Raw genomic sequence first — 11,328 nt, forward strand, 5'->3', positions numbered from 1 at the left:
GCAAGCCAATGCAAAAGGGCCGCATCGCTGCGGCCCTTTCCACATGCGACACCCGGCAGTCCTACTTGGCCGGCAGGATGTAATCGGCGCGCACCATCTGGTCGTTGCGGCCGGGATAGCTGATCGCCTTCTTCATCGCCCAGGCCGACTGCTCGAAATGCAGCGGCAGCAGACCGTAATCCTCGACCACCATCCTGCTGGCTTCCTGCAGCAGGGCCGAGCGCTTCTCGTCGTCCACCGTGCCCATGGCCTGCAGCAGCTTGGCATCCATGGCCGGATTGGAGTAGCGGCCCTTGTTGGTGGTGCCCATGCCCTTTTCCTTGTTGGGCGTGGCCACCAGCGAGCGCAGCGCGTTGCTCATTTCCTGCGACGACCAGCCCGCCATATAGGCGCTGTACTTCATTTCATCGCGGTTCTTGAAGAAGACCGGCGGCACGGCGGAATCCACCTTGGTCTTCACACCGGCCCGCGTCCACATCGCGGCAATCGCCTGCGCCACCTTGATGTCGTTGATATAGCGGCCGTTCGGCGTGCCGAGCGAAATGCCGAAGCCGTTCGGATAGCCAGCCTCGGCCAGCAGCGCCTTGGCCTTGTTCAGATCGTACTTGTCGGCCTTGGCATCCTTGCGCGTGCCGAACATCGGGAAGGGCAGGAAATCGCCCGCCGGAATGGCGAGGTTTTCCATGATGCGCGACGAGATCGCATTGCGGTCGATGGCAAGCGACAGCGCCTGCCGCACCCGCTTGTCCTTCAGCGGATTCTTGGCCGTGCCCTCGATGCCGACACTCGGCTCGCCGACGTGATCGAGATGGATGTAGATGATGCGGTTCGACACTGCCTGCGACACCGTCAGCTTGGGATCCTTCTTCAGCTTCTCGATATCGTCGGTCGGCGGATCCTCGATCAGGTCGACGTCCCCCGCCAGCATCGAGGCCGTGCGCGCCGCAGCATTGCTCATCGGGCGGAAGGTCACCGTCTTCCAGTGCGGCTTCCTGCCCCAGTAATTGTCGTTGCGCTCCAGCACCAGCTGGGTGCCACGCTTCCATTCCACGAACTTGTAGGGGCCGGTGCCCATCAGACCCTGGCCCTGGTTGAGCTGTTCAGACGTCACGCCTTCGGCCACCTCGGCCTTGGCATTCTTCTTCGGCATGATCGGCAGGTTCGACATATCCAGCGGCAGCGCCGGCGCCGGCCCGTCGGTCTTGATGCGCAGCGTGAGCGGATCGACGATCTCGAAGCCGGCGATCTGCCGCGTATAGACCGTGTAGGGCGACGGGCTGTTCGGCACCTTGCCGGCGCGCTGATAGGTGTAGACCACGTCTTCCGCCGTGAAGGGCGAGCCGTCGGAGAATTTCACATTCGGCCGCAGCTTGAATTCCCAGGTGGTGTCGTCGACTGGCTTCCACGAGGTGGCGAGGCCCGGCTGCAGCTTGCCGTCCTTGTCTGCCATGGTGACGGCATCGTGAATATGGAAGGAGATCTGCAGGTTCGGCGTCAGTGCGTGATACTGCGGATCGAGCGAACTCGGCTCGGTCTTGAGGCCGACCTTGAGTTCCTGCGCCGCGGCCGGCAGTGCAAGCGTGAGCGCGACCGCACCGGTCAGCACGAGTGCCATGCGGCGGTGAAAATATTCAGGCTTCGTCATCGTCATATCCCCGCGATTTATGCGGCGCCGGGTCTAGGGTGCCCTTACCGCAGTCAGGTTTTCAGAGTAGAAGGAGTTAAGCCTGTCTGAAAACGCAAAAAGACGTGAACCATATGCGGACCATTACCGACATCACCTCGTTATGCGACGCCAAAGCCGGCGCCTGCATCGCCATGAGCGACGCGGTCTGGGATCTCGCCGAGCTGCGCTATCAGGAACACGGCGCGGTCGCGGCGCAGATCGCGCTGCTGGAGAAAGAGGGCTTTCGTGTCACGCGCGACATTGCCGGCATTCCGACCGCCTTCATGGCGGAGGCCGGTCATGACAGCGGCGGCGGCAATGGTCCGCTGATTGGTTTGCTCGGCGAATACGATGCCCTGTCCGGGCTTGGCCAGGCGTCCGGCGTCACCGAGCGCCGGCCGACCACGCAGGCCAACGGTCAGGGCTGCGGCCACAACCTGCTGGGCGCCGGTGCGGTGCTGGCCGCCATCGCGGTGAAGGATCATCTCACTGCCCATAAAATTCCCGGCCGCGTGCGCTATTACGGCTGCCCGGCGGAAGAAGGCGGCTCGGGCAAGACCTTCATGGCGCGCGCCGGCCTGTTCAGGGATCTGGACGCGGCGATCTGCTGGCATCCCGGCAACTTCTGGGGCGTGATGTCGGTGAACAGCCTGGCCAATATCCAGGCCTATTTCCGTTTTCAGGGTCGGGCGGCGCATGCCGCATCGGCGCCGCATCTGGGTCGCAGTGCGCTGGATGCGGTCGAGCTGATGAATGTCGGCGTCAACTACATGCGCGAACACATGCCGTCGAACACGCGCGTGCATTATGCCGTCACCGATACCGGCGGCATCTCGCCCAACGTGGTGCAGGCGAAAGCCGAAGTGCTGTATCTGGTGCGCGCGCCCACTGTGGCGGCGGCCAGCCAGCTGTTCGAGCGGGTGAAGAAGATCGCCGAGGGCGCGGCGCTGATGACCGAGACCCAGGCCTTTGTCGATTTCGACAAGGCCTGTTCGGAAGTGCTGCCCAATACCGCGCTGGAATGGGCGATGCATCGCAATATCGAAAGCCTCGGCCCGGTGCAGTTCGACGATGCCGACCGCGCCTTTGCCGACCGGATGCGCCGCGACGCGCTGACACCGGAGGATGTGTTCTCGTCCTTGCGCAGCGTCGGTGAGCCAACCAGCTATGACAGGCCGCTGCATGACGGCATCCTGCCGTTCAACGGCACGCCGCGGCAGCTCTATGGTTCCACCGATGTCGGCGACGTCAGCTGGCTGACTCCCACCGTGCAATGCTGGGGTCCGTGCTTTGCGGTGGGAACGCCAGGCCATTCCTGGCAGCTGGTGGCGCAGGGCAAGCAGCCGGCGGCCCATAAAGCGATGGTGCAGGCGGCCAAGGCGATGGCCGCCACCGCCATCGACGCGCTGACCGATGAAGAGCTGCTGAAAAACGCGCGGACCGAATGGGAAGAGCGCACTGCCGGCGCCGCCTATCAATGTCCGATCCCGCCACTGGTGGAACTGCCGTTCGCGCGCCAGAGCAAGACTCCCGGCGTGCTGCTGGGCGGCGGCAGCTCGCCCTTTACCGCTGCGCCGCTGAGCCGTGGCAAGCCGGCGTGACATAGCCGGCCTGCTACGGCGCTGCCGATAAAAAGACCGCATTCTCGCGGTCTTTTTTCATACGCATAAACAAAGCAGCTTTTTCATGTAAACAGCACGTATATAAAATTATACAGCCGCCCCAACCAAGGTCGGGGGGCGTTTTTGACCTTGGTCTACCCCACGCAGATAACACGACAATTTATGATTCCTTCCATCGGCTCGCGCCTTCAGGGCTGCGGCCGTTTCACATAGGGAAGGAATGTTCATGAGCGCCAATATTGCTGCCGACGGCGGTCGCCGTCGGCCGATGACCAGGGATGAGAAGCGGGTCATTCTCGCCTCGTCCGCCGGTACCATCTTTGAATGGTACGACTTCTATCTCTACGGTTCGCTCGCCGCGATGATCGGCGCGCATTTCTTCTCGGCATTCCCGGAAGCGACGCGCAACGTCTTCGCGCTGCTGGCGTTTGCCGCCGGCTTCCTGGTGCGCCCGTTCGGCGCGCTGGTCTTCGGCCGTCTCGGCGACATTGTCGGTCGCAAATACACCTTCCTCATGACCATCCTGATCATGGGCAGCTCGACCTTCCTGGTCGGCCTGCTGCCCGGCTACGCCACCATCGGCTGGGCTGCGCCGATCATCCTGATCGCGCTGCGCATGCTGCAGGGCCTGGCACTCGGCGGCGAATATGGCGGCGCGGTTGTCTACGTGGCGGAACATGCCCCGCAGGACCGTCGCGGCTACTTCACCAGCTGGATCCAGACCACCGCGACCCTCGGCCTGCTGATGTCGCTGCTGGTCATCCTGGCTTCCCGTACCTACATCGGCGACAAGGACTTTGCCGACTGGGGCTGGCGCGTGCCGTTCCTGCTCTCGATCTTCCTGCTGATCATCTCGGTCTACATCCGCATGCAGATGGAAGAGAGCCCGGCCTTCACCAAGATGAAGGAAGAAGGTCGCACCTCGAAGGCGCCGCTGTCGGAAGCCTTCGGCCAGTGGAAGAACGCCAAGTTCGCCGTCATCGCCCTGCTCGGCCTCACCGCCGGTCAGGCCGTGGTGTGGTACACCGGCCAGTTCTACGCGCTGTTCTTCCTGCAGAACGTGCTGCGCGTCGACCTGCTGACCACCAACGTGCTGATCGCATGGTCGCTGATCATCGGCACCGGCGGCTTCATCTTCTTCGGCTCGCTGTCTGACCGCGTCGGCCGCAAGGTGATCATCCTGGCGGGCTGCCTGATCGCGGCCATCACCTACTTCCCGGTGTTCAACTACATCACGGCGACCGCCAACCCGATGCTGCACAAGGCACATCAGTCGGTGGAAGTGGTGGTCATCGCCGACGCGAAGAACTGCTCGTTCCAGTTCAACCCGACGGGCACCTCGAAGTTCACTTCGGCCTGCGACATCGCCAAGGCGACGCTCGCACGCAGCTCGGTGCAGTACACTACCCAGGACCAGCCGGGTGCGACCGAAACCACCGTGAAGATTGCCGGCAAGGAGATCCACTCCTATGACGCCAGCAAGCTGACCGCCGACCAGGCGAAGACGGTTCCGGCCGCCTTCACCAAGGCGGTGAACGACGCGCTGGGCGCCGGCGGTTATCCGGTTCCGGGCGTGGCCAACACCGAGATCGTCAAGACCACCGGTTTCTTCGACATCTTCCGGGCGCAGCCGCTCAAGCTGATCGTCGTCCTCACCTTCCTGATCATCCTGGTCACGATGGTGTACGGCCCGATCGCCGCGGCGCTGGTCGAACTCTTCCCGACCCGCATCCGCTACACCGGTATGTCGCTGCCGTATCACATCGGCAACGGCTGGTTCGGCGGTCTGCTGCCCGCCACGGCCTTCGCGATGAGCGCCGAGGCCGGCAACATCTATACCGGCCTGTGGTATCCGATCGTGATCGCGGTCGGCACGCTGATCATCGGCGCGATCTTCGTTCCGGAGAACCGGAACAAGGATATCTTCGCCGACGACAAGTAAGCCTGCGCCTTCGGGCAACGGAAAAGGCGCCGGGGCAACCCGGCGCCTTTTTTGTTGGGTATGCGCGGGAAAATCAGGATGAGGTTTCGAGCTGGTCCTGCACGCGCAGGCGATAGCCGACGCCGACCTCGGTGACGATATAGCGCGGCTGGGTCGGATCGCGCTCCACCTTCTGGCGCAGCCGGCGCATGAAGATGCGAAGATAATGCGCATCCTCGACATGGCCATCGCCCCAGATCTCGCGCAGCATCTGCTCATGCGTCACCACCTTGCCTGCATGGCGCGCCAGATACTGCAGCAGGGCATATTCTTTCGGCGACAGCTTGATCTCTGTGCCGTCCAGCAGAACCTGGCGACGCGCCAGATCGATACTCAGGTCGCCGAGACTGAAGATCGGCTGCGCGATCGCCTCGGGGATGCGACGCAGCAGGGCGTTCACGCGGGCGATGAATTCGGCAATCCCGAACGGCTTGGTGATGTAGTCGTCGGCACCGAGTTCGAGCGCCTTCACCTTCTCGACCTCACGGTTGCGCACCGATAGGATCAGCACCGGCAGCCAGGACCATTCGCGGATCCGCTGCAGCACATCCAGCCCATCCATATCGCCGAGCTGCAGGTCCAGCACCACCAGGTCCGGCGCTTTGGTCGAAGCCTCGCGCAGCGCCTCGGCGCCCGACTCGGCTTCGATCACCTCATAGCCATGCACCGACAGGCCGGTGCGCAGGAAACGCCTGATCTGCTTCTCGTCATCGACGATCAGAATGGTACGCACCCGATTCATTCCGCGACTCCGCGATGGTCTTCGTCGGCCGCCGTCCCGGCCGCCACCAGCGGCAGGCGGATCCGCATCGTGGTGCCCTGTTCCAGGCCGGCGCTGTCGGCCACAATACTCCCGCCGCAGGCTTCGATGAAGGCCCGGGCGATCGTCAGGCCGAGGCCGCTGCCGCGCGGCTCTTCGGCCCGGTCGGTGGCACGGTAGAACTGGTCGAAGGCCTGCCGACTCTGCTCGGGCGTCATGCCGCGCCCGCTGTCGCGCACGAAAAGTTCGACATAGCTCGCCGCCGCGAAAGCACCGATCAGCACCGGGCTGCCGGGTACTGCATATTTCGCGGCATTTTCCAGCACGTTGATCAGCGCCTGCTGCAGCAGGACTTCATCGACCATGACCATCGGCAGATGCTGCGCCAGCTCGATCCGCAGGTCATGCCGTTCCAGAAGGCCGTGGCAGCGGCGCAAGGCCGGCTCGACGATATCGGCCAGGTCGGTGGCTTCGATCACCGGATGCAGGCGGCCGGCACGAATGCGTGACAGGTCGAACAGGCGGCCAATGAAATGCTCCAGCCGCTCGGCTTCCTCGCGGATCGCCACCGCCAGTTCGGTGCGTTCGTCCTCGCTGCACAGGTTGCCATAGCGCTCCAGCGTGGATGACGAGCCGAGAATGGCCGCCAGCGGCGTGCGCAGGTCGTGCGACATCGAACTGATGATCGCCTCGCGCAGCTGGTCGGCCCTGGCGTCGATACGGGCGAGCTCACTGCGCTCGGCCAGCCGCATGCGTTCCAGCGCAGTGGCGATAAGTTCGGTCAGGGCGGCCAGAAAAACAGGTTCGATGGCGGTGCTGTTGCCATGCAGCGCCAGACCGCCGAGCAGGCTTTTGCCATGCCGCACGGCATGCAGGGTCCAGGGGCCGGACACCACCTTGCGCGGCGCGCGGCCCCCGGGATCCCAGGTGGCGACCGCAGCGATAAGGGCATCTGCCGGCGGAGTCGCGCCGCTGGAAACGGCGCCGACGGTCCAGCCTGCCTGCCCGGGCAGCAGCAGCGTACAGGACAGGCCGGTGACGCGCTCAATCTGCTGCACGATGGCCATCGGGATTTCCGACGTTTCCGCCACTGCAGCAAGGTAGCCGCCGACCTCATAGAGCTGCTGCATGCGCCGGGATGAGCGCCGCGCCCAGGCCGCCAGCGGCGCGACCACGGCCGCCACGCCGGTGAAAATCACCAGGTCGACCATCTGCACGGGGTCGCGCACGGCCAGCGAGAAGATCGGCGGGTAGAAGAAGTAGGCGGCGATCGCCATGGTGCAGGCCACCGCGTAGAATGCGGGCAATACGCCGAAGGCGAGCGCCGAGACCAGCACGACCGGCACGAAGAACAGCGACACCGCGACCACCGGCGCGGTGGTGATGGCGACATGCGCCGCCAGCCCGGCCGCAAGCAGGGCCAGGCTGGTCAGCAGATATGGGGTGATGTGGCGCATGGAACCCGGTGACAGTCTGCCCCGCAGTCTGCCTTGGCCCGCCGCCGCCGGCAACGGGCCGCGTTTCAGCCGGTCAGTGCTTCAGATGCTGGGTGAACAGCCGGTTCAGTTCGGCGCCCGGGGCACCCTGCTTGAAATTCTCGAAGGTGCCCTCGGCGGCGATTTCCTTCGCCGTGCGGATCAGTTCGCCCCAGGCCGCGCGCGCCAGCGAGCCGCCGACGCTGATGCGGCGGATGCCGAGTTTGGCCAGGTCCGCCACGCTCTGCCCCATGGTCAGCATGTTGACCGGCTTGCCACCCGCAGCCTGCACCACGGCCTGGATCTGCGCCTCGTCCCGGATGCCGGGCGCATAGAGCACATCGGCCCCGGCCGCAGAATAGGCCTTCAGCCGCTTCACGGTCTCGTCCAGGTCGGGACGGCCGACGAAGAAGCCTTCCGAGCGTGCGGTCAGCAGCACGCCGCTGCCGCTTTTGTCCAGGGCGGCACGCGCCGCCGCAATGCGCTTCACGGCGAGATCGAAGTCGTACAGCGGGGTTTCCTTGTTGCCGGTCGAGTCTTCGATCGACAGCCCGGCGATACCGGTTTCGACAGCCTTCACCACATTGGCGGCGACGCCATCGGGATCGTCGGCAAAGCCGTTCTCGAAATCGGCATTCACCGGAATGTCGGTCGCGGCAGTCAGCGCACGCAGATGCGCCAGCACGTCATCGCGCTCCACCTTGTTGTCGGGCTTTGCCATCGACCAGGCCATGCCGGCGCTGGAAGACGCCAGCGCCTTGAAACCGAGACTCTGCAGCAGCACTGCCGAGCCGGCGTCCCAGGGATTGGGAATGACCCAGCAGCCGCTCTCATGCAGCTTGCGGAAGGCGGCGCGTTTGTCGGTGGCGGACGTGGCGGGCATGGCGGTTTCCTCTGGTTGCGTTTGCAGCAGAGTAGAGACAGATCGTGACGGAACAAGTCAGGACGTTTCGTTGCCGGCCGAAATATTGCCGGAAACATTGTCAGGTTACATTTTTCTGCCGCGCTTTTTCGCGCGCAGTTTCAGCGTCTCGATCAGCATGGCGTCGCGTTCGGCCGACAGGTCGGCGATGCTGCGACCGGCGGCTTCCTCGTCCACGCCGCGCACCAGCTTGTCCTTGACCTCTGAGGTCAAGGACGGAGACCCAAGCGCGGCCCAGCGTTTTTCCTGGCTCGGGCCGAGATGGTCGAGGTAATGGCGGTAGCCGCCCTCGCCGCCACCGAGATGATAGGTCATATGCGCGCCCTGGATCGACCAGCGCAGGCCCGGACCCTCGACCAGCGCCCTGTCGACGTCGGCGACATCGGCGATGCCCTCGGCGACGATATTGACCGCTTCGCGATACAGCGCCGAGGCCAGCCGGTTGGCGACATGGCCGGGCGCCTCGCGCTTCATGCGGACCGTTACCTTGCCCATCGCCTCGTAGAAGGCCGCCGCCTGCGCCACGCGATCAGCATCCGTGCCATAGAGTTCGACCAGCGGCACCAGATGCGGCGGGTTGAAGGGATGCGACACGATCAGCCGCGACGCCGCGTCTTTCATGCCTTCGGTCAGCTGCGACCAGGCAAAGGACGAGGTGCTGCTGGCGATCGTCGCCTGCGGCTTTGCGGCGGCGACAATCTCGGCAAACAGCTTGTGCTTCAGGTCGAGCTTTTCCGGCGCATTTTCCTGGATGAAGTCGGCTGCCGCGACAGCCGCCTTCAGTCGCGCGACGACTTTCACCTTGCCCTTGCCGCGCCGGCCGAGCTGGGCCAGCTGTTTGCGCGCGGCTTTCACGCGGTCGCGGAACAGGGCCCGCGCCGTGGCATCGGGGTCCCAGGCGATGACATCGATATCACCGGCGGTGAACAGTGCCGCCCAGCTGGCGCCGATCAGCCCGCCGCCGACAATGGCGACGGTTTTAATCTCATGCGCGCTCATACCGCCTCGAACGGCACGGTCAGCTGCGTGCCGGGCACGATGATGCCGCCACGTTCGCCGGCTTCGATGCTGCCATAGCGCTGTGCGAAGACCGGCGGCAGCGGGCGCGCATCCTTCGGCGCCAGCCACAGCCGCAGCAGATGCCGGCGGCGCGCCGGATCGTTCCAGTCCTCGAAGCCGGTGCGGTCATGCAGCAGGGTATGGTTATGCACCAGCTGCACATCGCCGGGTTCCAGCACCATGTGGAAATTCAGTTCCGGATCGTTGCACAGCGCATCGAACAGGTCATAAGCCTCGACCTGCTCCGGTGTCAGCGGTGCGACATCGTCGAAGCGGCGCGCGCTCTCGATATACTGGCGCTGGTAGATCGCCGAGAGATGGCCCTCATGCCAGTTGTAGGTCGGGATGGTGAAATACGGTTTCTCGCCCACCGGCACCTCGCCGCGACGATCCGTCTCGATGGGAGCCAGCAGATGCACCAGCAGATCCGGCCGGCGCCGGCGCATTTCGTTGAACACGGTGACCGAACTGACCAGCGCCGAATGGCCGCCGGATTTCGCCACCTGCAGGCAGAGCAGCCCGACGATATCGGCGGAATCGGTGTGGAAGGTCTGGCGTTCGTGCGTCTGGTAGATGCGCACGTTCGGATCGTCGCTGCTGAGTCCCATATCCTTGACATGGCCAAGCACATGCCCGCGCGCATTCTGCGACCGCGCGCTGCCCAGATGGCAGCCGATGCCGAGGAAGGCGACGGCAGATTCCCGCAGGCTCCAGTTTTGCACCGGCAGGCCGCGCAGCAGCGCAAAACCGCGACCGTCCAGTACGTCAGCCTTGATGCGGGCCAGCCGGGGCCCAAGCACCGGCAGCGGAAACTCGGGCGGCGTCAGATGCGCGGCAGCCGTATCCGGGCCGGCCGCCACACGGCGCGTCGCCGCTTCGACCTCGGCGACTTCCTCAGGGGTGAAATGCGTCAGCCAGCTCCGGTCCTGCAGCATGGCGGGGCCATACCAGGCGGAAGCGTCGTTGATTTCGGGCGGGAGCGTGATCGTCATCATGCGATAATGCCAAACCGCCGGGGCGGATCAAGAGCGCAGTCCATCGGCCCGGCCACGCAGCCCGACGATTACTCGGCCGGATGGTGTACGGCCGCGGGCGCCGCAGCCTTCACCTTGCTGCGGTCGCGCGCCAGCAACGTATAGGCCGTCGGCACCACGAACAGCGTCAGCAGCGTGCCGAGCAGCAGGCCGCCGACGATGACAAGGCCGATCTGCTTGCGGCTTTCGGCGCCGGCGCCGATCGCCATGGCCAACGGCAGCGCACCCAGCACCATCGCCGCCGTCGTCATCAGGATCGGACGCAGGCGCAGGGACGCCGCCTCGATCACGGCATTCAGCCGGCTGCGGCCTTCTTCCTGCAGCTGGTTGGCGAATTCCACGATCAGGATGCCATTCTTGGTGATCAGGCCCACCAAGGTCACCAGTCCGACCTGGCTGTAGATGTTCATCGTGCCGCCGCCCAGTTTCAGTGCCAGCAGCGCACCTGTCATCGAGAGCGGCACCGTCAGCATGATGATGAACGGATCGATGAAGCTTTCGAACTGCGCCGCCAGCACCAGGTAAATGAACAGCAGCGCCAGGACGAAGGTGAAGTAGATGTCGCCGGCGGCCTGCTTGAATTCGCGCGACTGGCCGTTGTAGTCGATCTGCACGCTGGGCGGCAGCACCTTGCGCGCCGCCTCTTCCAGTTGCGCCAGCGCCTCACCCTCGGAGTAGCCCGGCGCCACATTCGCCGTGACGTCGGCGGCGCGCAGCTGGCTCATGCGGGTGAGTTCGCGCGCGGTCAGCGATTCGCGGACATCGACCAGATTGGAGAGCTGCACCATCTGGCCGCTGCGGCTGCGCAC

At 64.7% G+C, this 11,328-nt stretch carries 9 protein-coding genes; 2 read left to right on the top strand and 7 right to left on the bottom strand.

What is annotated here, in order from left to right; all coding sequences use genetic code 11:
- Positions 1-61: 61 nt before the first annotated feature.
- Entirely contained in the window at positions 62-1,645 is a 1,584-nt protein-coding gene (locus tag CTR53_RS16010; protein WP_290815560.1) for an ABC transporter substrate-binding protein, read from the bottom strand.
- 113 nt (positions 1,646-1,758) lie between these two features.
- Between CTR53_RS16010 and CTR53_RS16015 the strand changes: the two genes are divergently transcribed.
- Positions 1,759-3,267 (top strand): M20 family metallopeptidase, encoded by a 1,509-nt coding sequence (locus CTR53_RS16015; protein ID WP_290815563.1) that lies wholly within the window; start codon positions 1,759-1,761, stop codon positions 3,265-3,267.
- A gap of 247 nt (positions 3,268-3,514) precedes the next feature.
- Positions 3,515-5,230 carry an MFS transporter gene (locus tag CTR53_RS16020; protein ID WP_290815566.1) on the top strand — a complete coding sequence of 572 codons (1,716 nt, stop codon included), beginning with the start codon at positions 3,515-3,517 and terminating at the stop codon, positions 5,228-5,230.
- A gap of 73 nt (positions 5,231-5,303) precedes the next feature.
- Here CTR53_RS16020 and CTR53_RS16025 read toward each other — a convergent pair whose 3' ends face one another.
- The 6 genes from CTR53_RS16025 to CTR53_RS16050 all read right to left on the bottom strand — a co-directional run.
- On the bottom strand, positions 5,304-6,011 hold the full coding sequence (locus CTR53_RS16025) for a response regulator transcription factor (RefSeq protein ID WP_290815569.1): 708 nt from the start codon (positions 6,009-6,011) through the stop codon (positions 5,304-5,306).
- A complete protein-coding gene (locus CTR53_RS16030) occupies positions 6,008-7,486 on the bottom strand; it encodes an ATP-binding protein (RefSeq protein WP_290815573.1) in 1,479 nt (492 codons plus the stop codon). The genes CTR53_RS16025 and CTR53_RS16030 overlap by 4 nt, the downstream gene beginning before the upstream one ends.
- Before the next feature lie 73 nt (positions 7,487-7,559).
- Entirely contained in the window at positions 7,560-8,387 is an 828-nt protein-coding gene (locus tag CTR53_RS16035; RefSeq protein ID WP_290815576.1) for an oxaloacetate decarboxylase, read from the bottom strand.
- A gap of 105 nt (positions 8,388-8,492) precedes the next feature.
- On the bottom strand, positions 8,493-9,425 hold the full coding sequence (locus CTR53_RS16040) for a 3-hydroxyacyl-CoA dehydrogenase NAD-binding domain-containing protein (protein ID WP_290815579.1): 933 nt from the start codon (positions 9,423-9,425) through the stop codon (positions 8,493-8,495).
- Positions 9,422-10,480 carry a TauD/TfdA family dioxygenase gene (locus tag CTR53_RS16045; protein ID WP_290815581.1) on the bottom strand — a complete coding sequence of 353 codons (1,059 nt, stop codon included), beginning with the start codon at positions 10,478-10,480 and terminating at the stop codon, positions 9,422-9,424. Before CTR53_RS16045 ends, CTR53_RS16040 begins: the two co-directional genes overlap by 4 nt.
- 68 nt (positions 10,481-10,548) lie before the next feature.
- Positions 10,549-11,328, bottom strand: a 780-nt coding sequence (locus CTR53_RS16050) for an efflux RND transporter permease subunit (protein ID WP_290815584.1), incomplete at its 5' end; no start/stop codon positions are given.

This window comes from Ferrovibrio sp. (assembly GCF_002796975.1).
Classification (GTDB): Bacteria; Pseudomonadota; Alphaproteobacteria; order Ferrovibrionales; family Ferrovibrionaceae; genus Ferrovibrio.

Excerpts from the sequence above, each read along its gene's own strand:
- CTR53_RS16010 (WP_290815560.1), bottom strand. The coding sequence starts at position 1,645 with ATGACGAAGCCTGAATATTTTCACCGCCGCATGGCACTCGTGCTGACC.
- CTR53_RS16015 (WP_290815563.1), top strand. The coding sequence starts at position 1,759 with ATGCGGACCATTACCGACATCACCTCGTTATGCGACGCCAAAGCCGGC.
- CTR53_RS16020 (WP_290815566.1), top strand. The coding sequence starts at position 3,515 with ATGAGCGCCAATATTGCTGCCGACGGCGGTCGCCGTCGGCCGATGACC.
- CTR53_RS16025 (WP_290815569.1), bottom strand. The coding sequence starts at position 6,011 with ATGAATCGGGTGCGTACCATTCTGATCGTCGATGACGAGAAGCAGATC.
- CTR53_RS16030 (WP_290815573.1), bottom strand. The coding sequence starts at position 7,486 with ATGCGCCACATCACCCCATATCTGCTGACCAGCCTGGCCCTGCTTGCG.
- CTR53_RS16035 (WP_290815576.1), bottom strand. The coding sequence starts at position 8,387 with ATGCCCGCCACGTCCGCCACCGACAAACGCGCCGCCTTCCGCAAGCTG.
- CTR53_RS16040 (WP_290815579.1), bottom strand. The coding sequence starts at position 9,425 with ATGAGCGCGCATGAGATTAAAACCGTCGCCATTGTCGGCGGCGGGCTG.
- CTR53_RS16045 (WP_290815581.1), bottom strand. The coding sequence starts at position 10,480 with ATGATGACGATCACGCTCCCGCCCGAAATCAACGACGCTTCCGCCTGG.